This is a genomic window from Lactococcus sp. DD01, assembly GCF_001578715.1.
Lineage (GTDB): Bacteria > Bacillota > Bacilli > Lactobacillales > Streptococcaceae > Lactococcus > Lactococcus petauri.
Genome location: NZ_KQ968939.1, coordinates 1,274,047 through 1,298,468, shown reverse-complemented (window position 1 = coordinate 1,298,468; position 24,422 = coordinate 1,274,047). Strand labels below are relative to the sequence as shown.

The window sequence follows — 24,422 nt, the reverse complement described above, 5'->3', positions numbered from 1 at the left end:
AAAGATAACCTTATATTAAGTAACAAAGGAAAATAAAATGACTATCGTATACGATGAAATTATGGTTCGCTATGGTGAACTTTCAACAAAAGGAAAAAATCGTGGCTTTTTTATCAATCGTTTGGCCAACAACATCAAAGAAGTTCTTGCTGATTTGACAGACTTGAAGATTACAGCGCAACGAGATCGCGCGCATATCAAGTTAAATGGTACAGACTACGAAGAGGTTTCTCAACGTTTAACTAAAGTTTTTGGGATTCAAAATTTTTCAGCATCCATCAAAGTTGAAAAATCAATCGAAGGTCTAAAAGCAGCAGTTGTTGACTTGATGAAAGAAATTTACCATGAAGGAATGACTTTTAAAATTGCAACACGTCGGGCGGACCATAGCTTTGAACAAGATTCCACAGAGTTAAACATAACTTTAGGTGATGTTGTCTTTGACAATTTTGACTATGCCAAAGTACAAATGAAAAAGCCAGATATCACTCTCCGTGTCGAAATTCGTCTTGAAGGTGCTTATCTTAGTTTCGAAACACTTAAAGGTGCAGGAGGAATGCCTGTAGGAACAGCAGGCCGTGGTCACTTGATGCTTTCAGGTGGGATTGATTCTCCAGTTGCAGGTTACTTGGCTCTTAAACGAGGTGTCGAAATTGAGGCAGTTCACTTTGCTTCACCACCTTATACAAGCCCTGGGGCTTTGAAAAAAGCAAAAGATTTAACAGCAAAATTAACAGCGTTTGGCGGAACAATCACTTTTATTGAAGTTCCGTTTACTGAGATTCAAGAAGAAATCAAAGCCAAAGCGCCACAATCTTATTTGATGACTTTAACTCGCCGTTTTATGATGCGTGTAGTTGACCGCATTCGTGAAGAACGTGGGGGTAAAGTGATTATTAACGGTGAAAGTTTAGGACAAGTCGCTTCGCAAACATTAGGTTCTATGTCTGTGATTAATGAAGTTACAAACACTCCTGTTATTCGCCCCGTAGTCACAATGGATAAGATCGAAATTATCGATATCGCCGAAAAGATTGATACCTTTAATCTTTCAATTCTACCATTTGAAGATTGCTGTACTGTATTTGCCCCACCATCTCCAAAAACAAATCCTAAACTAGAAAATGTTTTAGCCTATGAAAAACGTTTGGACGTTGAAGGTATGGTTGATCGTGCTGTTGAAGGTATTATGATTAGCCGCATCACGGGCGAAAACTGGGACAAAGCAGAAACCAATGAATTTGACGATTTACTTTGATTTTTGAAAACTGTATCATTAGATGCAGTTTTTAGTCTCTTTGTAGGTAAATAGAAAGGAAATAAATGAAAAATAGAACAAAAGTGCTGCTCACCATTGGTTTATTTACACTCATGTCAACTTTAGACGGCTCGATTGTAAATATTGCCTTACCAACAATGGCGCGTGAGCTAAATGTGTCAACTTCACAGATTACGTGGGTGGTCACAATTTATTTGATCGTTATCAGTGCAATCATCCTTATTTTTGGACGACTTGCGGATTTGATTGGGAAAACAACCGTAACAAGATGGGGCTGGACGATTTTTATTGTCGGCTCGTTATTGGCTGGGCTAAACATCGGCTTAGGCTTACCGTTCCTACTCTTTGCACGTGTTGTGCAAGCTATCGGAGCTTCCATGTTTATGGCAACAAGTTTTGGGATTGTGGCGCAGGTTTTTCCTGTTGAAAGTCGAGCGCGTGCGATGTCTATCACTTCCATGTTTGTATCTGTCGGCTCGATCGCAGGACCAGCTTTGGGCGGCTTAATTTTACAAGTTGCCTCTTGGAATTATATCTTTTGGATTAATGTTCCGATAGGGATATTGGCCTGGATTTTTGGAAGTCGGGCTTTACCAGAAGATGAAGGTCAAGGCTCTATAAAAGAAGTTGACTTGTCAGGTGGTTTACAAATGACTGCTGTGATCGTTCTTTTATTCATGGCTTTGAATTTTGGCCAAACTTTAGGATGGAATAATCCGCTCTTACTTCTCGGCGTGGCTCTTGGCTTTATACTTTTTGTTAGCTTTATTTTTACGGAGCGCCGAAAGGAAAAACCTTTACTTGACTTGGGGATTTTTAAAAACAGACTCTTTTCTTTGAGTCTGCTGATGTCACTTTTAAACTTCACTGTTGCGATGTTTGCTAGCATCTTGCTTCCTTTCTATCTGCAAGATTATCGTGATTATGCGCCTGGTGCGGCTGGATTTATCATGATGGCCTATCCAGCTGCCATGCTTATTGTGAGCCCAATAGCAGGTGCACTCGCAGATAAAATAGATAAGGAAGTAATTACCTTTGTGGGGATTTCAGGGATTGTTCTTTCTCAGATTGGTTATCTTTTGATTCGAGCAGATTCGCCACAATGGTGGGTGATTGCGATTCTCTTACTCCAAGGTGCCTCAATGGGGGCTTTCCAAAGTCCTAATAATGCTTTAATCATGGAGACAGTAGAACGTAAGTATTTAGGAATAGCAGGCTCTGTGAATTCTTTGATTCGGAACATGGCTTTTGTTTTAGGAACTTCTGTAGCAACCATTATTTTGTTCCTTTCCATGTCCAGTCAACTTGGTTATACGGTAAGGACTTATTTGCCAGAGCATCCAGACACCTTCTTACAGGGAATGCACATGGCATTCGTATGCTCACTTGTCCTGACAAGTATTTCTTGGATTTTGGCGGGCGTTCGTCTTTTAGGGCGTAAAAAAATAAAAGAACACCTGAGCGAAGGATAAAGCTCGGTGTTTTTTTATTTTCATTTATTTGTTGAAAGTTCATTGTTTGTTGTCTTTTGAACTTTTTTACGTCTCTTTTCAATAAAGTCGTAGAGTAAGGTATGATGATTACTTGCAAGGGAATAATCCTCTAAAGTATTTACATTTTGACGTAAGACTTTTGCCTCGCCGATCGTTAACTCACCACGGGATTCATACTCAAAGATGGTTTTGCGTTCAAGATAGTAAGCACGCATCATCTCTTTCAGATTATTAGGCTGCGCACGATGTAAAATACCAGTAATATAGCCACCGCGGGCAACAAACTCTGCGGAGCGTAAACGTTCTGCTTGTAGATAATGGATTAAACGCTCATCGTAAACTGATTCCAGATTGTCCAAAGCTTGAAGGACTAACTCCGTATTAGAAAAGTAAAGCTCGGTAATTTCACGATGTGTTGTAGCATTATCTGGCCTTGTTTTACGGAAACTGAAATCTAGACGGATAATTCTTGAGAAGAAAAAATGAAGCACACGGATGGAAATGGCCGAAGCAAACTGGATACTTGAAACCAAATTATGCGCAACGGATTGTTCCATCGAATGAAGGTATCGCTGATAAGTTCGATAGGTGTACATGGAAATCTCATTTTGTCTCAAGGCATTTTCCAGTCCCTCAGCTTCAAGACGGACGATAAGCAATTGCAATTCATTAAAGTCAATCGAAGTATTTGAACTTTCTTGCTCGATGATGAGTTTTTGAATGCGGTCTTGATAGCTATCGATAGCAATATTATAACCAAGGCGCGCTTTTTCTTTTGTAACTTGTTTTAGATCATTTTCCAATTCTCGAACGACATCGGCTAAGATAGAAATTTTTACCATTTTGTCAACTTTGACAACTTTTTTGGCAGCGATTAAAGGTAAAACAAATAGTCCAGTTAAAAAACTGAGCGCGGTAACTGCTGCACAGAGAAAGATGATTAAGCTATGCGGGATATCTACTGTCCGTGGCAACAAAAGGACAGTGGCAATGCTGACGGTACCTTTGGAGCCAGCAAAAGTCAGTAACAAGATATCGTTCCAGTAAGCAGAAAAGCTTTGATTGCGACGCAGAGATACATAACGATAATAAACAGCCAACAGGGAAAAGCGAAGGGCAAAAAGACCAATGGTTAAAAGTAAAACCATGAATAAAAGAGAAGTCGTAGAGTAAAGGGGATCAGCAATGAGCGGAAAAACAAGCTGATGTAACTCTATCCCGAGGAAAAGGAAGACTGTTGAATTTAAAACAAAGGTTAGCAAATTCCAGATAGTATTTTTCACTTTTGTGACTTGGGCATCAAAAAGCGTGGTCCTTTTAAGACCGTTGGCTTGCATGACTCCAGCGACAACGACAGCGATGATTCCAGAAACTTCAAGCATATCAGCAATTAAAAATGCAGATAAAGGAAGCATAAGCTCCAAAATAAGGTAACCTGTAACATCTCGGGCATCGACATCCTCAAGAATTCTGAGAATAAAGGACTTCATCCAAACTAGGATGAAACCGACCAGTGCGCCCCCGATTGCAGAGACTACAAGGTCAGCAGAAGCATGAGTCAGGGAAAATTCCCCAGTGACCAGCGCAAGAACCGCAATCTGGAAGGAAATGATACCAGAAGCATCATTCAGCAGGCCTTCACCCGTAAGGATACTCATGACCCGCTTGGGGAAACTAAAACGTTCAGATAAGGCAGCAACAGCGATTGCATCTGTTGGTGCTAATGAAGCCCCTAAGGCAAAACAAGCAGCCAAAGGTACAGATAAATAAAAGAAATGCGTTAAGTAGCCTAAACCAATAGTTGTAATGAAAACTAAGGGGAAGATAAGCATTAATATCGTTCGAGTATGTTTAAAGATATGTTTGACATCTGCCTCTTCACTCTCACGGAAAAGCAAAGGAGCAATGATGAAGCCCAAGAAGAATTCTGGGTCAACCTGCAAAAGTTTTGACGCACCTAAAAAGCCCAAACATAGCCCAATCACGACTTGAATCAGCGGGAGAGCCAACTTTGGGAAAACTTTATTGATGATATTTGAAATAACTAGAGCAAGAAGAAAAATGATGACATAAAAAATAGTATGGAGCACAAATTTTCCTTTCTTTCGTCTATTTTAGAGCAAGAAGCTGCATTAAAAGTACAGCATATTGGTTATAAGGCTAAAAGGTTACTTTATCTTTTTGAAAAGGTCCTTTTTTTGATTAATCTTCTGATCGATTTTGGCACAGCTCTTTTTACTTAAGAGAGCGCGACAGCGTTTGATCTCAAGCTCTGTTAATTGACGTTTAAGCTTCTCTTTTTTAGTGAAGTCTGATTCACCGCTGTCGATATATTCAAGCCTTTGCTGCAGAAGAGATTGTTTATACTTGAGAGCCTCAATTTGATGTTTCAGCTTTGATATTTGTTCATAACTAGCATCTTGCTGATGGAAATCCTTAAGTTTTTGAGACAAGAAAAGTTTCTTCTCTTCGAGAAGATGAAGTGATTCAAGTATTTTGTGTCTTTTTTCCTCTTGTGAAACTGGAGTATAAATCTCACTTTTTTCAGAATCAGAGGGTTCTTCTGTAATTTCTTCTTTTTCTAAATACTGTTCACGTAAATCTCTCAGCATTTGTTCAAAATCTTTATCAGGCATGCTATTATCCTTATAATCTTGTTCTTAAACTCTATTATATCATGATTCAATTAGAAAAATAATGCGTTTGGATTAAAAAAGCAACAGAGAATTCCCTGTTGCTCCTTAAATATTAGACCTTAACTTAATAAGTCAAGATGAAATTTTTCTTTTTACCACGGCGAACAACAGTAAGTTGATTGTCGATTTTATCTCCATCAGAGAAGGTGTAATCCAAATCTTGGATACGTTCACCATTGATGTAAATCGCACCGTTTGTTACATCTTCACGTGCTTGACGTTTTGAATTTTCGATTCCGGCAGAAATCAAGAGTTCAATAATATTGAGGTTATCGTCTGCTTTCACTTGATATGTTGGTACATCTTTTAAGCCAGAAAGGATTGACTTGGCATCAAGAGCTTTCAAATCACCGCCACCAAATAAAGTTTCCGTGATTTTTACAGCTTGCTCGTAAGCGGCTTGTCCATGAACAAGAGTTACAACTTCGCGGGCAAGTACTTTTTGAGCTAAGCGTTCGTGACGTGCAGCCTCAAATTTCTCACCGATTTCAGCAATTTCTTCAAGAGATAAGAAAGTGAAAATTTTGAGCATTTTTACAGCATCATCATCGTTAACATTCAGCCAAAATTGATACATTTCAAACGGAGACGTTTTATCTGCATCAAGCCAAATGGCATTTCCTTCAGATTTACCAAATTTTTTACCTGTTGAGTCTGTAATCAATGGAATAGTGATGACATGTCCAGTTTTTCCAGCCTTACGACGGAGCAGTTCTGTGCCGGCAGTCATATTGCCCCATTGGTCAGAACCACCGAGTTGTAATGTAATACCATGACGTTGGTTGAGCTCGTAGAAATCGTAACCTTGCATAATTTGGTAAGCAAACTCGGTGTAAGAGATACCTGATTCGATACGACTCTTCACTGAATCTTTACTCATCATGTAGTTAATCGTGTAATATTTACCGACATCACGAAGGAAATCAATAAAAGATAAATTTTCGAACCAATTGTAGTTGTTTTCCATCTGAGCTTTATTTTCGCCATTTTCAAAGTCAAGGAAACGTTCCAACTGAGCACGAATTTTATCAGCCCAAGCTACAACAGTATCTTTCGTTTGTAAGCCACGTTCGGCATCTTTGAAAGATGGATCGCCAACAAGTCCAGTAGCGCCCCCAACCAATGGATAAGGTTTGTGCCCAGCCATTTGTAGACGCTTCATTGTAAGAATTAAGACCAGATTACCAAGGTGTAAACTATCAGCAGTAGGATCGTAACCAACATAATAACTTACCATGCCCTCAGTTAAAGCTTCGCGAAGAGCTTTTTCATCAGTGGTTTGGAAAATCAGACCACGTTCTTTTAGTTCGTCAAAAATATTCATGTTACCTCCTAAATTTAGTTAATACTGACAGTTTTGTTATAGTTTCTCTCAGTAATTAGATTAACGTTCTCATTATATCAAAAAAAAGGAAAAATAGGGGCGAAAAAAGAGCCTAAGTTTGGTATAATATGTATTATGAAAAAAGATCAAGAACAGTCGAAGGAACGTGCACAGGCACGTTTGCAGGCTAAAATGGAGAAAAAGCGTGCCAGCAAAACGCAGGAAAGTCGTAAAAATTCTCCGAAAAAGCCTCAAAAACCTAAAAAAGTTCAAGCAGATGTAGAAGAAGGGAAGACAACACTTCAGACTATTTTTTCAGTCGTGCGTGGAGTAGTTGTCATTTTTGGTGTGCTTTTTCTTTTAGTTGGTGTATTTGGCGCTGCGGCAGGTGTGGGATATTTTGCTCGCCTTGTTGAAAATACCAAAGTTCCAAGCAAGGAGCAACTTCTCGAGCAGGTTAATAATATTCACGGTGTTTCAGTCATGAAATACAGTAATGGTGAAAATATTTCTGATATTTCCAGTGATTTGGTAAGGATTAATGTAGCAAGCAACCAAATTTCAGAAAATGTGAAAAAAGCTCTGATTGCGACAGAAGATGAAACCTTTAAGACGAACAGTGGTGTTGTGCCCAAAGCAGTAATTCGAGGCGTTCTGGGTGCCGTAGGTGGCGGTACAAGCTCTGGTGGTTCAACGATTACGCAACAGTTGGTAAAACAGCAGTCTCTTGGAGACAGTGTCACTTTCCAACGCAAGGCCAGCGAGATTGTTTATGCACTGCAGCTTAATCAATATTTAAGTAAAGATGAAATTTTAACGGATTATCTCAATGTCTCACCATTTGGGCGAAATAATCAAGGGAAAAATATTGCGGGTGTCCAAGCCGCTGCCCAAGGGATTTTTGGTAAGTCTGCTAAAGATTTAACCGTGCCAGAAGCAGCGTTTATTGCTGGATTACCACAAAGTCCAATTGTTTACTCTCCTTATAATGTGGATGGTTCGCTCAAATCAAAAGAGCTACTCTCTTATGGCTTAGCTCGTCAACAAAATGTCCTGTTTAACATGTATCGTGCAGGATATTTGACTCAAAAAGATTACGAAAAATACAGTGCTGTGGATATCTCGCAAGCGTTTCTGCCTTCACAACCACAAGATTCTGTAGCACATGGTTATCTTTATAATGTTGTGTACAGTGAAGCCCTTAATCACGTCTATGATTATCTGATTAAGAGGGACAAGGTTTCGGCAACAGAACAAGGAAATGATAGCACCAAGCAAAAATATCGTGAATTAGCCGCACAAGCCTTACAAACTGGTGGTTATACTATCACAACAACAATAAATCGTGGTGTGTATGATGCCATGCAAAATGCAGTAGCGCAGTATGGCGGTATTTTACAGGACGGTACAGGTGAAGTTCAAGCCGGAAATGTACTCATGGATAATAAAACAGGAGCAGTACTTGGCTTTATTGGTGGTTTAGATTATGCAACCAATCAAAACAATCATGCCTTTGATACGAAGCGTAGTCCAGGTTCTTCGATTAAACCAATCTTAGCTTATGCACCAGCAATTGATTTGGGATTGATTGGGTCAGCAAGTATGCTGAGTAACTATCCAGCAAGTTTCTCTGACGGTACTCCAATCTTGCACGTTGGCGAAACAGGAACCGGAATGGTAAGTCTTAATGAAGCTTTAGGCGTGTCATGGAATATCCCTGCGCATTGGACCTATCAAGCCATTCTTGATTCTGGCAATAGCGTGGAACCTTACATGAAGAAGATGGGCTATTATGTGCCAGACTACAGTGTGGAATCTCTTCCACTCGGTGGTGGTATTGAGCCAACTGTGGTGCAACATACCAATGGCTACCAAGCCTTAGCTAATGGCGGGGTTTATGAGCCACACTATGTTGTCCAAAGCATAAAAGACGACTCCGGTAAAGATATCTACGAACATAAGAGTCAAGCAGAGAGAGTCTTTTCACAAGCAACATCAACAATTACTGAGGATCTTTTACGTAATGTTTTGACCTATGATGTCAGTCGTCGTACAACAAACTTTTTACAAGATTTACAGGCCATTAATCCAACACTTGCAAGTAGCGTGGATTGGACAGGCAAGACAGGTACTTCCAATGATTATGTAGACGGTTGGCTCATGCTTTCAACGCCTAAAGTATCCCTTGGAGGTTGGATTGGTCATGATAATAATACGCCGATGGGCAGCAAGACAGCTGCGGTCAATAATGGTACATATATGGCAAACTTGGTCAATGCAATCGCAGCAGCGGATCCAAATGTGTTTGGTCCTGGTGAAAAGTTCCCAGAACCAAGTAAAGATCCAGATGTGATTCAGAGCACTGTTCTTAAGTCGACCGGTCAAAAACCAGGCACTGTAACCGGAGGGAATCTTAAAAATGTTAAAGTCTCCGGTGAAACAACCACAAGTTATTGGGCTAAAAACGGAGCACCTGTGACACAATTCAAGTTTGGAATTGGTGGTACAGAGGCGAATTATAATGACGCGTGGAACAGAATTTTAGGAACTAGAAAATAGTAAAAAAGAGAGGGTATTCGCTCTCTTTTTTTGCTCTGAGGTAGTTTCTGGGTGAGAGAACTATGTTATAATAAGGACATGAAGAAGCGCCTCTATAAAAACTATATTGACACACCTATTGGTCAAATGATAAGTATCAGTGATGCGCAGTTTCTTTATCGCTTAGGCTTTACAGAGCATAAGAATTTACAGGCGAAGATTGCAAGACAGAATGCTATTATATTGGAACATCCAACTCCGATTTCATGTCAACTTGAAGAAGAGTTGCAAGAGTATTTTGCAAGAAAAAGAAAAAGTTTTAAACTCCCTTTAGCTGTGCAAGGTACAGAGTTTCAGCAAAAAGTCTGGAAAAAAGTTGAAGACATTCCGTTTGGGCAAACAAGAACCTATAAAGAAATCGCACAAGGACTCGCGCATCCGCAAGCCAGTATTGCAGTAGGGGCAGCAAATGCAGCCAACCCCTTTGCAATCGTGATTCCATGTCATCGATTGAAAAAAAGCTCCGGGCAACTGGCAGGTTATGCTGGAGGACTATGGCGTAAAGAATGGCTGTTGGATTTTGAGGAGAATAATACCTATGTTGAATGAGAATATTCCACTCTCTGTAGAGCGCAATGCTAAGGGGGAGATTACCCAGGTTTTTTTCGATGACCAACATGAAAAGACGACTTACGAAGCACTTAATAAGAACCAGAACTTTATATTGACCACAGGAACAGCATTTCAACAAGCTGTTTGGTTAGAACTTTCCAAAATTCCAGCGGGAACGACTATAAGTTATCAGGAAATGGCTGCGCGTGTCGGAAGTCCTAAAGCACAACAAGCTGTGGGGCAGGCATTAGCACGTAATCCTTTGCCTGTCATTTTACCATGTCATCGTGTCACGCGTAAAGATGGCAGCTTGGGCGGTTTTATGGGTCAAGAAGCAGCAGTAGATATTAAGCAAAAGATACTCAACTATGAAAAAAAGCTTGACATATAGTCAAAGCTTTTTAGCTTTAATCAGCTTTTCTCATGCTTTTAGGTATATAAGGTTGAGGTTTTTCTGAGTTTTTATAATGAAGATAAGTTGGATAAGTGAGGCAGATGACTGAAAGCCCCCAAAGTAAGCCGCCTAAAGTATCCGAAGGATAATGTACCCCAAGAAGTACACGTGAAAACATTGTTAAAAAAATTAACCCCACAGCGACAAAACCAACTAATGTTTTGCTCCATACAGAAGAGAGATAGTGTAAGAGGATAAAAAAGAGACAGCCAAAGAGTACTACAGCAAAAGTTGTATGTCCACTGGCAAAACTTTTTCCTGGCTCATCTGTAAAGGCGGCAATACGATGAATGTCAGGGCGATCACGGCCAATAACTAATTTAATCAAGGTATTTCCCCCCACAGCAATTCCGGCTACCAGAGCTAACCATATTGCTGAAACCTTATCTTTGATAAAAATAATAGCAGCAATAACAAGACCAATTATAGCGCCCATTGTGTCACCTAGAAATTTAGCAATTACACTTGAAATTTGAACCAAAAATTCATTGTTTTGAAGATGCCAAGCCACTGTCTGTAAATGCGAATCAATGCTTGGAATAGGTGCGTGTGTATAAGAAAGTTTTACAATGGCAGTCAGTGTGATAAAACTTACCAGAGTAAGTAAACCAGTAGTATAGTATAGTTTTTTATTCATAAATTTCCCTAAAATTCATATTTGGTGCTTTATGATTTTACTTTTTCTTTCTGAAATAAAACTGAATGACTAAAAAAAGAGGCTCAGGACCTCTTTTTTTACTTTTTTATTAGTAGTTTTTAATGGCTGCTACTTTTTCTTGGTTTAGACTCGTAACGATAGCCCGGATAAAGTTTTGCGCTTCTGTGAAATCATCCATGTTGAAGATAGTTTGGTGACTATGGATATAACGGGCACACACACCAATAGTTGTTGAAGGTACACCTTCGTTTTGCAAGTGTGCTGCACCAGCATCAGTTCCACCTTTTGAGATATAAGCTTGTGTTTTGATACCATTAACTTCTGCTGTGTTGAGGAGGAAGTCCTTCATACCAGGCAGCATGATATGACCTGGGTCGTAATAACGAAGAAGCGAGCCTTCGCCAAGACGACCATTGTCGTTTCCAAAAGTATCCGTTGCAGGAGAACAGTCAACAGCAAAGAAAACTTCAGGTTTAAATTTAGTTGTTGAAACATGGGCACCGCGAAGGCCAACTTCTTCCTGAACATTTGCACCGATAATCAAGGTTACTGGCAATTCTTTGTCTTTAAGGTAGTCCAAAAGTTCTAAGACCATAAGACACCCGTAGCGATTATCCCAAGCTTTACTGATGACATTTTTACCATTAGCAGTTAAAATTGTTTCAGATTCAGGAACGATGACGTCACCTTGACGAATCCCAAATTCTAAAACTTCTTCTTTGCTCATAAAACCACCGTCAAAGATGATATCTTCCACTTGTGGCATAGCAGGTGCGCCCGCTGCTCCACGTAAAAGATGTGGTGGCAGGCCACCAGTCACAACAGGTATTTTTTTACCATCACGTGTGAATAGCGTAAAGCGTTGTGCACTAACAACTAAAGGATTCCAACCACCCAGAGTGACTACACGTAAAGTACCATCTGCCTTAATTGACGACACCATGAAGCCGACTTCATCCATGTGAGCTGCAACCATAACACGAGGCGCATTTTCTGTTTTACTTTCTTTAGTGACAAAGATTCCGCCCAGACCATCAGTTTCAGGTGTGTAGCCGAGGTCCACCATACGGGCACGAAGATAGTCACGCATTGGTGCTTCGTAACCACTTGTTGCTTGAATTTCAGTTATTTCTTTAATTTTGTTAAATAGAGTCATCTCGTCTCCTTTGATTTTTTATACTCCCTTATTGTAGCATTTAAAAGCCGTATATAATAGTATTGTCCTAATGCTATTTAATAACTATAATTTTTAAAGACGGATAAGTTTTAGGGGATTTATAGAAAAGCGGAACTGATCTGAGGGGAAACAGTAATTATAAGTATTAATATACTCAAATTTATGTTAAAATTTTTTATATGAAAAAATATTTGAAAGTTGGTTTAGGGCTGCTGGCTGGTGTAGCTGGTGCGCGAGTGCTCTATCAGAGTTATAAACACGTTGAAGAAAATTTGCGGGCAGAGGTTATTCAAGCAGTACGTGAAGCTTTTGCTGACCAAGATATTCAAACAGTATGGATCTTTGAGGAGGCAGATCGCGGAGCTATTTATAAAGGTGGCGTGATTGTTGGAGCAAACCAAAACATCAATTTTGAAATTGATGGAGAAACCTTAGAAATTACAGAATTAGGAGAGGAGTATTTATGATTATTCCAAAAAATTATGAGGAACTAGCTGAAATTGTAAAATCAGAAGGTAAACATGTCTTGTTTTTCACTGCAGGATGGTGCCCAGACTGTACTTTTATCAAACCAAAAATGCCAGAATTAGAAGCTGAATTTTCAGAATTTGACTTTGTAGAAGTTGACCGTGACGAATTCATGGACTTGGCTATTGAATGGGGAATCATGGGTATTCCTAGCTTTGTGACACTTGAAAATGGTAAAGAAACAGGACGCTTAGTGAATAAGCTACGTAAAACTAAAGAAGAAGTTAGTGAATTTTTGAAGGGTGTAGATAAATAAAATGATTGCAACGTATAATAAAAATGTTGGTGATGTCCTCATGCTGATTGTGGCAAACAATGAGGGCGCAGAAGTAACTTACGAACGTAAGGCGGATGTTGCGCGTATCTTCCGTGAAGATACAGGACAAACAGTGGGCTGGAACATTTTCGATATAAAAAAAGACTGGCCAGATTTGGCTCAAGGACAGAATGATTTATCTGAGCATCAAGTAACGGAACTTAATGTAAAACTTAAGGCAGCTGGCTTTGACGAGCAGCTTACATATGATGGCCAACCTAAATTTGTAGTCGCTGAGATTTTAACGATGGAGGATCATGCAGACAGCGATCATTTACATGTGTGCCAAGTAGAAGTTGGTCTAGATGCACCAGTTCAAATCGTTTGTGGTGCTCCTAATGCCGTTGTTGGTATGAAAACAGTAGCGGCTTTACCTGGTGCAATGATGCCTTCTGGTTCTTTAATCTGGCCAGGTGCTTTGCGTGGTGTACCTTCTTATGGCATGCTGTGCTCGGCACGAGAGCTTGACTTACCAAATGCACCACAAGTTCGTGGTATCATCGAATTGAATGCAGATTTAGAAGCTGGATCAGCTTTTGATGCAACAAGCATGTGGCAAGCCTAAATATAAAATAATAAAGACCTTAGTGAAAGCTGAGGTCTTTTTTCGTACAAAAAGTAAGGAGGTGTCAAAATGAATAAAACGTTACTTGTTGGCCGACTCGTTGCAGATCCAGAACTCACTAAAACATCTAATGGGAAAAGCCTATTGAGAATAAATCTTGCTGTCAAACGACGCTATAAAAATGCTTCAGGTGAAAAAGATACAGACTTTGTCGCTTTGGTCTTTTGGGAGAAACAGGCGGAACACTGTACATCCTATGCTAAAAAAGGCGCCCTACTTGTTGTGGAAGGGGAGATACGAACCAGGAATTATGTGGACAAGCAGGAACAAAAACGCTATGTGACAGAAGTGTTGGTAAAAACTTTTGACCTTTTGGAAAGTCGCGCGACAGTTGCCATGCGACAAGATTCTATAGAAAATAGTGCTCTTAATTTAAAAGAAGATGAATTACCGTTTTAAATTGAAAAAAGCGTTTTCTTTTGATAGGATGAGAACAGGAAAGTGAGGAGGGAAAAATGGTAAAGGCAAAAACGAAAAAAGAGTTGATTTCCTTTTCAGAAGAAAACTGGAAAAAGCTGTGTCATTTGGTTGACGCACTACCTTTAGAGGCACAAACAGCAACTTTTGGCTTTGGCCAAGAGAAGGGAAAAGAGGCACATTGGGGGCGAGATAAGTGTATGCCCATCTTTATGAGTGGCAAGTACTTTTACAAAATTTTGTAAAAAGTAACGTTTCAGGAAACTTTCAAAGCTTTTTACCCACACCCTATACTTGGAAAAACTATGCGACAATGAATCAAGAAATCTGGGAAAAGCATCAAGCTACTCCTTATGAAGAAATAAAGGAAAAACTTGCTACAAGCCACTTAAGAACTATCCAGTTATTGCAACATTTTTCAGATGAAGAGCTTTATACGAAGCAATATTATCCTTGGACTGGGACAACATCCTTAGCGCAGTATTTTCAGTCATCATTGGCTTCACATTACGAGTGGGCCTTGAAGAAACTCAGGCTTCATAAGAAAACGATTTAAAAAATAAAAAAGAAGTTTTTTTCTTGACTAATTTTGACCTTCGCGGTAAAATAAGATATATAAATTAGCACTCCAACTTAAAGAGTGCTAAAATAACATAAAATGGAGGAATAACATGTTGAAACCCTTAGCGGATCGCGTTGTATTGCGTATAAAAGAGGAAGAAGAAAAATCTTTAGGTGGGATCGTCTTGGCCTCAGCAGCACAAGAGAAACCACAAGTTGCAGAAGTTGTGGCAGTAGGCCCAGGTAAAACAACTCCTCATGGTACAGTTATTGCACCAACAGTACAAGTTGGTGATGCAGTTCTCTTTGAAAAGTTTGCCGGTACAAATGTAAAATTTGAAGGCGAAGATTTCTTGATTATCAAAGAATCTGAAATTCTTGCGATTGTTTAAGGAAAATAAAGACAGGAGATAATAAAAAATGGCAAAAGATATTAAATTTTCATCAGATGCTCGTTCAGCAATGGTTCGTGGTATTGATATTTTAGCAGATACAGTAAAAACAACACTTGGTCCTAAAGGTCGCAATGTTGTTCTGGAAAAATCATATGGTAGTCCACTTATCACGAATGATGGTGTAACTATCGCAAAAGAAATTGAATTAGAAGATCACTTTGAAAATATGGGGGCAAAATTAGTCAGTGAAGTGGCCTCAAAAACAAATGATGTTGCGGGTGATGGTACTACAACAGCGACTGTTTTAACACAAGCGATTGTTCGTGAAGGTTTGAAGAACGTAACTGCCGGAGCTAATCCAGTGGGCATTCGTCGTGGTATTGAGTTGGCAACTGAAACAGCAGTAAAAGCACTCAAGGAATTATCTATTCCAGTATCTGGTAAAGAAGCTATTGCACAAGTTGCCTCTGTTTCTTCTCGTTCAGAAAAGGTTGGAGAGTATATCTCAAATGCCATGGAAAAAGTTGGTAACGATGGTGTTATTACTATTGAAGAATCAAAAGGTATGCAAACTGAACTTGAAGTTGTAGAAGGTATGCAGTTTGATCGTGGTTACTTGTCACAATATATGGTGACAGACAATGAAAAAATGGTGGCCAACCTTGATAACCCATATATCTTGATCACAGATAAGAAGATTTCAAATATTCAAGAAATCTTACCATTACTTGAACAAATCTTGAAAACAAATCGTCCTTTACTTATTGTGGCAGATGATGTTGATGGTGAAGCATTACCAACCCTCGTGTTGAACAAAATCCGTGGTACTTTCAATGTTGTAGCGGTTAAGGCTCCAGGCTTTGGTGACCGCCGCAAGGCCCAACTTGAAGATTTAGCAATCCTCACAGGTGGTACAGTAATTACGGAAGAGCTTGGTTTAGAACTTAAAGATGCAAGCTTAGATGCACTTGGTCAAGCCAATAAAGTAACTGTTGATAAAGAACATACGACAATCGTTGAAGGTGCTGGTTCAGCAGATGCTATTGCTACTCGTGTAGCAACAATTAAAGCTCAAGTTGAACAAACTACTTCAGAATTTGATCGTGAAAAACTTCAAGAACGTTTAGCTAAACTTTCTGGTGGAGTCGCTGTGATTAAAGTCGGTGCCGCTACAGAAACTGAACTTAAAGCGCAAAAACTTTTGATTGAAGACGCACTTAATGCAACACGCGCAGCCGTCGAAGAAGGTATCGTTGCTGGTGGAGGTACTGCCCTTGTTACAGTTATCTCTGCCCTTGACAGTCTTGAAGAAGAAGGGGACGTGCAAACAGGTATCACAATTGTACGTCGCGCATTAGAAGAACCAGTACGACAAATCGCGGCTAATGCAGGTTACGAAGGTTCAATCATTATTGATAAACTTAAATCAGCAGAAAAAGGTATTGGTTTCAATGCCGCAACTGGTGAATGGGTTGAAATGATTGAGACAGGTATTGTGGATCCGGCTAAAGTAACACGTTCAGCCCTCCAAAATGCGGCCTCAGTAGCAGGACTTATCTTGACGACTGAAGCAGTCGTTGCTGATAAACCAGAACCAGCTGCACCAGCAGCTCCAGCTATGGATCCATCAATGATGGGTGGTATGATGTAACAATAAAAAGACACGAATTCGTGTCTTTTTTTATTGCTGTAAATACTGTCTAAATATCATAGAGTTTACTTGCATGCTCATGGCTAGTGTCAATAATATGAACGTCACGTTTGGTATCAACATCATGTTGCGCCAGAAAACCGTCCATGGTCATATGTGCAAGCTCTTGAATATTGTTATTCAGGCTAAGGTGACCGAGGAAGATGCGTTTCGTTTTATTTCCTAAAACATTAAAAGCAGCTTCGGCACCATCTTCGTTAGATAAATGGCCTTGGTCGCTGAGAATACGTTGTTTTGTTTTCCAAGGGTAGCCCCCCATACGGAGGATCTCAATATCGTGATTACTTTCCATAAGATAGCCGTCGGCATTTTCGATTGTACCACGCATACGGTCACTTACATAACCTGTATCTGTAAGTAATACGAAGGATTTATTATCTTTCATAAAACGATAAAATTGGGGCGCGATAGCATCATGACTCACACCAAAACTTTCGACATCGATATCGCCAAAAGTTTTAGTTTTGCCCATTTCAAAGATATGTTTTTGCTCACTCGCAATTTTTCCTAGTGAGTTTTTACTTTCCAGTTCTTGCCAGGTTAATTCATTGGCGTAAAGCTGAATACCGTGTTTTCGGGCAAGAACACCAATTCCTTTGATATGGTCGCTATGCTCATGAGTAATCAGGAGTGCATCGATATCTTTGATGTCTCGGTCAATCTCTCCTAATAAACTCTCGATTTTTTTTCCAGATAATCCAGCATCTACCAGAATTTTCTTTTCAGGTGTTTCCAAGTAAAAAGAATTTCCAGTACTTCCTGATGCTAAAATTGAATATTTAAATGCTGATTCAGTGCTCATTCAGCAAAATCCTCCCAGTCGTTATTTTCTTGATTAATTTCATCACTGTAAGGGAAAGACAGGGTGAAAGTTGAACCAGTTTTACCATCAGAAGTGACTACTATATCACCTTTGTGGAGTTTCATAATATCATAGGCAATAGATAAGCCTAAGCCTGTACCACCGATTTGGCTATTTCTTGAAGCATTATTGACACGATAAAAACGGTCAAAAACTTTGGCTAAAGCAGGTTTTGGAATTCCCATACCTTGGTCGGCAATAGAAGTAAATGCTTTGTTGTTTTCACACCAGACGCTTACGGTAATTGTTCCACCTTTTGGAGAATACTTAAAGGCATTATTGATGATATTGTCAATAACCTGCGAAAGCTTGTCGGTATCGATTTCAAGCCAAATCTCTTGTTGAGGTATTTGACGAATAATCTTAAAGTTATTGTAATTTTTTTCGATAATTTGATCAAAACGATCCAGGATATAGTTGATAAAATCGACATAGTTGATAATTTCAGTATGAAGTTTAACTTTATCTTGGTCCATACGAGAGAGTTCTAAAAGCTCCCCAATCATCCGAATCATTCGGTCTGTTTCGTTAAGTGAAACATCCACGAAGTGACTAGCAACCTCGGGTTCAGCTAGGGCCCCATCATTGAGCGCTTCTAAGTAAGCTTTGACAGAAGTCAAAGGGGTGCGCAACTCATGCGAGACATTGGACACAAAAAGTCGGCGATCTCTTTCTGTTTTTTCTTGTTCCGTTGTATCGTGAAGAACAGCAATAATCCCAGAAATGTACCCTGATTCGCTACGGAAGAGCATAAAGTTTACGCGGAGGATAACAGCTGCACCTTCACAATTGATGGCATTGAGTGTGAGTTCGGGCTCTTTTTGTAGTAAATCATGAAAAGAATATTTGTCGGAGATATTTAGAATATCAATCAAATCTTTACCAATGATTAACTCGTTTGACTGATCAAGAAGAGTCAGTGCTGCGTGATTAGCAAGATTAATCTTCCCATGCCTATCTGTAGTGATGACACCATCGGCAAGGTAGGTTAAAATACTCTCCAGTTGGTTGCGCTGATTCTCTAAATGTTCTTGCCGATCTTCGATTTCATGTCCAAGTAATAACAATTTATTGTAAGCTACTGAGAGCTCATTATTTTCTTTAGAAATTTGGCGATTTTCATAGTTATCATGCAAAAAATCATCCACTTGATGAGATATTTTATTTGCCGTTTGCGCCAAGCGACTGAGATACCAAATAAGAAGACTTAAGGTGACCAGATAAAAGATGAAAAACTGTAAGAGTGCAGTAGTGTGTGTGAGGAAGTATGGACTATTTACTATCTCAAAAATGCCAAAAAGAAGTAGATGAATCACTACTCCTTTAAGTACTATTGAATTAAAAAATTTATTCATGAGGTTCGCTCATATAGTATCCAACGCCACGACGTGTAGATACGTATTGAGGACGGCTTGGAGTATCTTCAACTTTTTCGCGAAGGCGACGAACAGTTACGTCAACAGTACGAACATCACCGAAGTAATCGTAGCCCCAAACAGTTTCAAGCAAAGTTTCACGTGTGATAACTTCACCCAGATGTTGTGCAAGATAATAGAGTAATTCAAATTCGCGGTGTGTCAAGTCAAGCTGTGTTTCATTTTTATATGCGGCATAATGTGTCGGGTTGATACGTAAGTTACCAATTACCAATTCTTTTTTAGAATCTTTTGGTTGTTCAACAGGAACGTTTGTCATGCGGCGTAAGTTTGATTTAATACGAGCAAGTAGTTCACGGTTTGAAAATGGTTTTGTGATGTAATCATCTGCACCGAGTTCAAGGCCGATAACTTTATCAAACTCTGTATCTTTAGCAGAAACCATCAAAATAGGGACTTCAGAAGTTTTACGGATTTGACGTGTAACTTCAAGGCCATCAATTTTTGGAAGCATCAAATCAAGATAGATAAGATCGGGTTTTTCTGATTCAAAGAGTTCAAGAGCTTCTTCACCATCAAAAGCAGTGACTACTTCATACCCTTCTTTGACGAGATTAAATTTTACAATATCTGAAATTGGTTTTTCGTCGTCAACAACAAGAATTTTTTTCATGATAATCCTTTCGCTTAGATGTATATAATATTAATTGCTTTTCTCATTATACAATTATTACAGTAGTATAGCAAGGTAAAGCCTTCCATAATATAGAATTTTACAAAAGTGAAATCATTTGTAAAATAAGAAACTTATATAGTAAACAATATTTATAAAAGAACATTTTTCCCATATTTTTTCTTTTTATTTTTGCTATAATATAAGATATGAATGGAATATTAATTAGTTTGGAAGGGCCAGATGGGGCCGGTAAAACAACCGTTTTACAAAATATTCTTCCCGAACTAGAAAAATCGTCTTATAAAGTCCTTCCGACACGTGAACCTGGAGGTGTACGTGTGGCAGAAGAGATTCGAAATATAATTTTAAGTACAGAAAATACAGAAATTGACAGTAAGACAGAGCTGATGCTGTTTGCTGCGGCACGTCGTCTACACATGCAAACAAAAATGCTTCCAGCGCTAGCTGCAGGCGAGATGGTAATTGTTGACCGTTTTATTGATTCATCGGTTGCTTATCAAGGTTACGGACGTGAACTTGGTGTTGAACCTGTAAACTGGCTTAATGAATTTGCAACAGATGGTCTTAAACCGGATTTGACATTATATTTCGATATTGATACAGATGTTGCACTTGAACGAATTATGAAAAATAGAGCAGATGAAGTCAATAGACTTGATCTCGAACGTGCTGAGATGCATCGTAAAGTCAGACAAGGTTACTTAGAAATTGTTAAGAATGAGCCTGAGCGCTTTGTCACGATTGATGCCAGTCAAGAACTTGACAAAGTTGTTGCAGACACGTTAACAGTCATCAAAAAGAAATTTTGTTTGTAATAAAATTTCAAACTAAGGAGTTTTCATGAAAATTGCAGATATTCAACCCGCACTTTTTGAACGCTTTAAGCATATCTTACGTGTGAATAAACTGAGCCATGCTTATCTCTTTAGTGGGGGTTTTGGTAGTTTGGATATGGCTATTTGGCTGAGTCAGGCTATTTTTTGTGAAAATTTACAGGACAATTTACCTTGTGAGAACTGTCGTCACTGTCGTTTAGTTGCTAGGGATGAATTTAGCGATTTACACATTATTCGTCCGGAAGGTCAAACTATAAAAACAGGACAAATTCGGGATTTGTCGGAAGTTTTTAGTCAGTCAGGATTTGAAGGCGCTCAGAAAGTGGTCATTATCACTGAAGCTGAAAAAATGCACAGCAATGCGGCAAATGCTTTACTTAAGTCCATTGAAGAACCTGATAATGCAACACATGTTTTTTTGCTCACAGAAAATGATAATCTCATGTTACCCACCATTAAATCACGGACACAAGTTTTTAGCTTCCCCAAAAATAGTGCCTACATGCAAGAAACGTTGGAACAAAATGGTGTCTTAAAAACACAGGCAGAATTACTGAGTCGGGTTTGTAACTCGGTAGAAGAAGCCCAGGATTTAAGTGGAGCCACTTGGTTTAATGATACATTGAAGAAACTCCAACAATTGCTGAAATTAGTTAAGACGGATCGACGGGAAGCATTTCTTTATCTAACAAATGTTGCAGAAAATATTGAGGATAAGGAGAAACAAACTTTAGTATTTTCTCTGCTCTTGGAGCTTTTTAATCAAGAAAAGATGTCCAAATGGGTTCAAAAAACCTTTCAAGCAGAAAAAATGTGGAAAAGTAATGTGCGCTTTGGATCTTGTTTGGAATATATAGTGCTGAAATAGGAAGAAGATAATATGATTTACGAAGTAGAGTTTACACATGGAGAACAAAATACCTTTGTAAGTGGTCATGAAACATTTGCACCAAGAACGCAAGTCATTATTCAAAACGAAAAAGGCAAGACTTATGGTCGAGTAATGAAGCAACTCCCACAAGATAAAAATGTTGATACATCCGGAGAAATTGTTCGTGCAGCAACAGAAGCAGATGAAGAGTTGATTTGTACGACAGAGCAGCTCTCGCAACAAGCCTGCACGAAGATTCGCCAAATTGTTGCAGATTGTGGGATTGACATGAAGGTTACAAATGCAGCTTATAATTTAAACCAAAGTCAGCTTTTTGTGTCCTTTACATCGGAAAATAGAGTGGATTTTCGAGCTTTACTTAAAGAATTAGCTGCGACTTTTCGTACGCGAATTGAGCTTCGTCAGATTGGAGCGCGTGATGCTGCAAAAATGTATGGCGGTGTTGGTCCTTGTGGACGACCGCTTTGTTGTTCGGAGTTTATTTACGAATTTCCGAATGTCTCTATTAAGATGGCAAAAAATCAGTCGCTCTCTTTAAAACAAAGCAAACTGAATGGTCTTTGTGGTCGTTTAATGTGCTGTTTGTCTTATGAAGATGAGTTTTATAGGGAAGCACGTAAAAATTTTCCTGATTTTGGTGAACATATTACGACTGTAGATGGTGAGGGGAAAGTTATTGGTCTTAATATTTTGAATAACAAAATTAAGCTTCGCTTAGAGCATACAATAAAAGAGTTTGATATTTCAGAGGTAAATCTTTAAGAAGAATTGACATAGAGGTAAGTTATGGGGGAAATGATGATCGATAAAAATGAGATTTATGTGCAACTGGGGCTGTTGGAGGAAAGTTTGGCTTATACACTGGGCCAAATTTCAACGGTACGGGATGCACTGGATGAATCCTTAAAAGAAAATGCAACGATTCGCATGGAAAATGAAAAATTACGCGAACGTTTGGCGCATATTGAGAAAAAAGAAGAAAAAGCTAGCTCAAAGTCAAAAGATGAACCTAATCCAAATCTGATTCAAATTTTTAATGAAGGCTTTCATGTGTGTCATTTACATTATGCAGAGCGTTTGCAAGATGGTGAAAATTGCTTGGACTGCTTGGAGCTTTTGTACAGATGATGAATATACAACGAAGCTTTAAAGGTGAAAAAAGCGCAGGTAAGCTTTACTTAGTGCCAACACCTATCGGCAACATGCAGGATATGACACTACGTGCTTTGGAAACCCTAAGAACCGTGGATTTGGTAGCAAGTGAAGATACACGCAACACTCAAAAATTACTTAATCATTTTGAAATCAAGGTGGCTCAAGAGTCTTTTCATGAGCATAACTCCTTTGATAAAATTCCGAAGCTTTTAGATTTTCTTATGTCAGGAAAATCGCTAGCACAAGTCTCAGATGCAGGTATGCCTTCAATTTCTGATCCAGGTCATGATTTAGTTGTGGAAGCCATTAAGCGAAATATCGATGTAGTAGCCCTACCAGGCGCTTCAGCTGGAATAACAGGTCTTATCGCTTCTGGATTAGTCCCACAGCCTCATATTTTTTACGGCTTTTTACCTCGTAAAAAAGGTGAACAGAAGAAGTTTTTGGAAACTAAAATGACCTATCCTGAAACGCAGATTTTTTATGAGTCTCCTTATCGTGTCGCAGAAACTTTAGAAAATATGGCTCAGATCTATGGGAATCGAGACGTTACCTTAATACGCGAATTAACCAAAATTTATGAAGAATATCGTCGAGGTAAAATTTCAGAAGTTTTACTTTCTTTAAAAGAGCAACCGATTAAGGGAGAATGTTTAATTATCGTTGCTGGCTTCAATGGAGAAGTTGAGGATAATTCAGAGGATGAGACTACAGCATTAGAAGCTGTTCAACTTCTGGTTGCATCGGGAATAAAACCTAACTTAGCCATCAAGCAAGTGGCGAAAGAGCGTGAGCTGGTGCGGCAGGATCTTTATGCACAGTATCATGATTTATAAAATAGAAAGAGCAACTTTAGGTTGTTTTTTTATTTTATCAATGTAGCACTTATTTATAAGCGTAGAAAAAAGGAAATTGTTTAGTTTATGTTAAAATCAAAACGTAAGTAAAAAGGAAGTGGAGATATAATGAAAAGAAATAAAGTTATAACCTTATTGGCTTTGAGTGCAGCTGGTGTTACTCTACTAGCAGCGTGCTCGAATTCGAATAAAAGTACAACCGCCGGTCAAGAAAAAACGACCACAGTCAATGTGGCAATCTCTGGATCATCAAATCCTTACGAGTATACGAAGGATGGGCAGCTGACAGGTTATGAATATGATATTCTCAAAAAAGCAGATGAAAATTTGCCTCAATATAAATTTGACTTTAAAACATACGATGACAGTGCTATTCTTGCAGCTCTAGATGCAGGACGTGCAGATATCGGTGTGAATATTTATGGTAAAACAAAGGCGCGTGAGGAAAAGTATCTCTTTAGTTTCCCCACAACGCAAGGCATTAATGCGATTTTCTCTAATGATAAAGATAAAATCACAACCATTGAAGGGCTTGTAGGGAAGAAAACCGAGATTCCAACAGGGACCAACTATGGTGACATTATGGATCAGTGGAATAGTGCACATCCTGATAAAAAAATTACCGTAGATTATTCAAAACGCGGCTTGGCAGAACGTTTACAAGCTCTTTCTGATGGACAAATGGACTTTATCTTTGCTTCAAAATCTGCTGCGGAAAATCTGGTTAAAGAACATGCTGTAACAGGTGTATCTGATACAGTACCTACAGATCTTGAAAAATATCCTGAATTCAAGACCTATACTTACTATATCCTTGACAATAGTCAAACACAACTTCAAAAAGATCTTAACCAAGAGATTAAAAAAATGGCTGAAGATGGATACTTGAAAGAACTTTCTCAAAAATATTTTGGGGGAGATCAGGTACCCGGAATGGAGCAATACAAATAAAAAGTGCTAGAA

General features: G+C 38.9%; 25 protein-coding genes and 1 pseudogene. 18 read left to right on the top strand and 8 right to left on the bottom strand.

Annotated elements, in window-relative coordinates:
- Window positions 1–37 precede the first annotated feature (37 nt).
- On the top strand, window positions 38–1,258 hold the full coding sequence (gene thiI / locus LACDD01_RS06285; RefSeq protein WP_061413811.1) for a tRNA uracil 4-sulfurtransferase ThiI: 1,221 nt from the start codon (window positions 38–40) through the stop codon (window positions 1,256–1,258).
- Between the two features lie 65 nt (window positions 1,259–1,323).
- The gene (locus LACDD01_RS06280; protein ID WP_019294211.1) at window positions 1,324–2,751 is read left to right on the top strand and encodes an MFS transporter; all 1,428 of its coding nucleotides are present in this window, start codon (window positions 1,324–1,326) and stop codon (window positions 2,749–2,751) included.
- A gap of 20 nt (window positions 2,752–2,771) precedes the next feature.
- On the opposite strand, the gene LACDD01_RS06275 is transcribed toward LACDD01_RS06280, so the two are convergent.
- From LACDD01_RS06275 to tyrS, 3 genes are all read right to left on the bottom strand, one after another.
- Window positions 2,772–4,862 carry a cation:proton antiporter gene (locus LACDD01_RS06275; protein ID WP_061413809.1) on the bottom strand — a complete coding sequence of 697 codons (2,091 nt, stop codon included), beginning with the start codon at window positions 4,860–4,862 and terminating at the stop codon, window positions 2,772–2,774.
- A 78-nt stretch (window positions 4,863–4,940) separates the two neighbouring features.
- Window positions 4,941–5,408: a hypothetical protein gene (locus tag LACDD01_RS06270; protein WP_061413807.1), complete on the bottom strand. Its 468-nt coding sequence runs from the start codon at window positions 5,406–5,408 to the stop codon at window positions 4,941–4,943.
- Between the two features lie 124 nt (window positions 5,409–5,532).
- Window positions 5,533–6,792 (bottom strand): tyrosine--tRNA ligase, encoded by a 1,260-nt coding sequence (gene tyrS / locus LACDD01_RS06265; protein ID WP_019294209.1) that lies wholly within the window; start codon window positions 6,790–6,792, stop codon window positions 5,533–5,535.
- A 135-nt stretch (window positions 6,793–6,927) separates the two neighbouring features.
- Here tyrS and LACDD01_RS06260 point away from each other — a divergent pair, with 135 nt between their 5' ends.
- The 3 genes from LACDD01_RS06260 to LACDD01_RS06250 all read left to right on the top strand — a co-directional run bounded on the left by LACDD01_RS06260 (window position 6,928) and on the right by LACDD01_RS06250 (window position 10,333).
- On the top strand, window positions 6,928–9,351 hold the full coding sequence (locus tag LACDD01_RS06260; protein WP_061413804.1) for a transglycosylase domain-containing protein: 2,424 nt from the start codon (window positions 6,928–6,930) through the stop codon (window positions 9,349–9,351).
- Between the two features lie 78 nt (window positions 9,352–9,429).
- Window positions 9,430–9,939: a methylated-DNA--[protein]-cysteine S-methyltransferase gene (locus tag LACDD01_RS06255; RefSeq protein ID WP_061413802.1), complete on the top strand. Its 510-nt coding sequence runs from the start codon at window positions 9,430–9,432 to the stop codon at window positions 9,937–9,939.
- Window positions 9,929–10,333 (top strand): methylated-DNA--[protein]-cysteine S-methyltransferase, encoded by a 405-nt coding sequence (locus LACDD01_RS06250; RefSeq protein WP_061413796.1) that lies wholly within the window; start codon window positions 9,929–9,931, stop codon window positions 10,331–10,333. The genes LACDD01_RS06255 and LACDD01_RS06250 overlap by 11 nt, the downstream gene beginning before the upstream one ends.
- A 16-nt stretch (window positions 10,334–10,349) precedes the next feature.
- Here LACDD01_RS06250 and LACDD01_RS06245 read toward each other — a convergent pair whose 3' ends face one another.
- Window positions 10,350–11,033, bottom strand: a complete 684-nt coding sequence (locus tag LACDD01_RS06245) for a phosphatase PAP2 family protein (RefSeq protein ID WP_061413792.1) — start codon at window positions 11,031–11,033, stop codon at window positions 10,350–10,352.
- A 109-nt stretch (window positions 11,034–11,142) separates the two neighbouring features.
- Window positions 11,143–12,210, bottom strand: coding sequence for a glutamyl aminopeptidase (pepA, locus tag LACDD01_RS06240; protein WP_019291359.1), 1,068 nt, complete (start codon window positions 12,208–12,210; stop codon window positions 11,143–11,145).
- 200 nt (window positions 12,211–12,410) lie between these two features.
- Between pepA and LACDD01_RS06235 the strand changes: the two genes are divergently transcribed.
- From LACDD01_RS06235 to groL, 7 genes and pseudogenes are all read left to right on the top strand, one after another.
- Window positions 12,411–12,698, top strand: a complete 288-nt coding sequence (locus LACDD01_RS06235; protein ID WP_029343529.1) for a hypothetical protein — start codon at window positions 12,411–12,413, stop codon at window positions 12,696–12,698.
- Window positions 12,695–13,015 (top strand): thioredoxin family protein, encoded by a 321-nt coding sequence (locus LACDD01_RS06230; RefSeq protein ID WP_061413790.1) that lies wholly within the window; start codon window positions 12,695–12,697, stop codon window positions 13,013–13,015. The genes LACDD01_RS06235 and LACDD01_RS06230 overlap by 4 nt, the downstream gene beginning before the upstream one ends.
- A gap of 1 nt (window position 13,016) precedes the next feature.
- On the top strand, window positions 13,017–13,640 hold the full coding sequence (gene ytpR, locus LACDD01_RS06225) for a YtpR family tRNA-binding protein (protein ID WP_019293856.1): 624 nt from the start codon (window positions 13,017–13,019) through the stop codon (window positions 13,638–13,640).
- Between the two features lie 69 nt (window positions 13,641–13,709).
- Entirely contained in the window at window positions 13,710–14,099 is a 390-nt protein-coding gene (locus LACDD01_RS06220) for a single-stranded DNA-binding protein (RefSeq protein WP_061413787.1), read from the top strand.
- A gap of 56 nt (window positions 14,100–14,155) precedes the next feature.
- A pseudogene (locus LACDD01_RS06215) lies at window positions 14,156–14,673 on the top strand (ClbS/DfsB family four-helix bundle protein).
- 115 nt (window positions 14,674–14,788) lie between these two features.
- A complete protein-coding gene (gene groES, locus LACDD01_RS06210; protein WP_061413785.1) occupies window positions 14,789–15,070 on the top strand; it encodes a co-chaperone GroES in 282 nt (93 codons plus the stop codon).
- 28 nt (window positions 15,071–15,098) lie between these two features.
- The gene (gene groL / locus LACDD01_RS06205; protein WP_003133890.1) at window positions 15,099–16,724 is read left to right on the top strand and encodes a chaperonin GroEL; all 1,626 of its coding nucleotides are present in this window, start codon (window positions 15,099–15,101) and stop codon (window positions 16,722–16,724) included.
- A gap of 49 nt (window positions 16,725–16,773) precedes the next feature.
- On the opposite strand, the gene LACDD01_RS06200 is transcribed toward groL, so the two are convergent.
- From LACDD01_RS06200 to yycF, 3 genes are read right to left on the bottom strand one after another with little or no spacing between them, the layout of a single operon-like run.
- Window positions 16,774–17,586 carry an MBL fold metallo-hydrolase gene (locus LACDD01_RS06200; RefSeq protein ID WP_061413783.1) on the bottom strand — a complete coding sequence of 271 codons (813 nt, stop codon included), beginning with the start codon at window positions 17,584–17,586 and terminating at the stop codon, window positions 16,774–16,776.
- On the bottom strand, window positions 17,583–19,001 hold the full coding sequence (locus tag LACDD01_RS06195) for an ATP-binding protein (protein ID WP_061413781.1): 1,419 nt from the start codon (window positions 18,999–19,001) through the stop codon (window positions 17,583–17,585). Before LACDD01_RS06195 ends, LACDD01_RS06200 begins: the two co-directional genes overlap by 4 nt.
- A complete protein-coding gene (gene yycF, locus LACDD01_RS06190) occupies window positions 18,994–19,695 on the bottom strand; it encodes a response regulator YycF (protein WP_003133894.1) in 702 nt (233 codons plus the stop codon). The genes LACDD01_RS06195 and yycF overlap by 8 nt, the downstream gene beginning before the upstream one ends.
- Window positions 19,696–19,904: 209 nt before the next feature.
- On the opposite strand from yycF, the gene tmk reads away from it, so the two are divergent.
- The 6 genes from tmk (at window position 19,905) to LACDD01_RS06160 (ending at window position 24,410) form a co-directional block, all read left to right on the top strand.
- Window positions 19,905–20,534: a dTMP kinase gene (gene tmk, locus LACDD01_RS06185; protein ID WP_019293861.1), complete on the top strand. Its 630-nt coding sequence runs from the start codon at window positions 19,905–19,907 to the stop codon at window positions 20,532–20,534.
- 25 nt (window positions 20,535–20,559) lie between these two features.
- Window positions 20,560–21,423: a DNA polymerase III subunit delta' gene (locus tag LACDD01_RS06180; protein WP_061413779.1), complete on the top strand. Its 864-nt coding sequence runs from the start codon at window positions 20,560–20,562 to the stop codon at window positions 21,421–21,423.
- 12 nt (window positions 21,424–21,435) lie between these two features.
- Window positions 21,436–22,209 carry a regulatory iron-sulfur-containing complex subunit RicT gene (gene ricT / locus LACDD01_RS06175; RefSeq protein ID WP_061413776.1) on the top strand — a complete coding sequence of 258 codons (774 nt, stop codon included), beginning with the start codon at window positions 21,436–21,438 and terminating at the stop codon, window positions 22,207–22,209.
- Between the two features lie 24 nt (window positions 22,210–22,233).
- Complete coding sequence (locus tag LACDD01_RS06170) at window positions 22,234–22,575, top strand: DNA replication initiation control protein YabA (protein WP_016171014.1); 342 nt, start codon at window positions 22,234–22,236, stop codon at window positions 22,573–22,575.
- Window positions 22,575–23,438 carry a 16S rRNA (cytidine(1402)-2'-O)-methyltransferase gene (gene rsmI / locus LACDD01_RS06165; RefSeq protein WP_061414155.1) on the top strand — a complete coding sequence of 288 codons (864 nt, stop codon included), beginning with the start codon at window positions 22,575–22,577 and terminating at the stop codon, window positions 23,436–23,438. Before LACDD01_RS06170 ends, rsmI begins: the two co-directional genes overlap by 1 nt.
- Window positions 23,439–23,567: 129 nt before the next feature.
- Window positions 23,568–24,410, top strand: a complete 843-nt coding sequence (locus tag LACDD01_RS06160) for a transporter substrate-binding domain-containing protein (RefSeq protein ID WP_019291346.1) — start codon at window positions 23,568–23,570, stop codon at window positions 24,408–24,410.
- The last annotated feature ends 12 nt before the right edge of the window (window positions 24,411–24,422 follow it).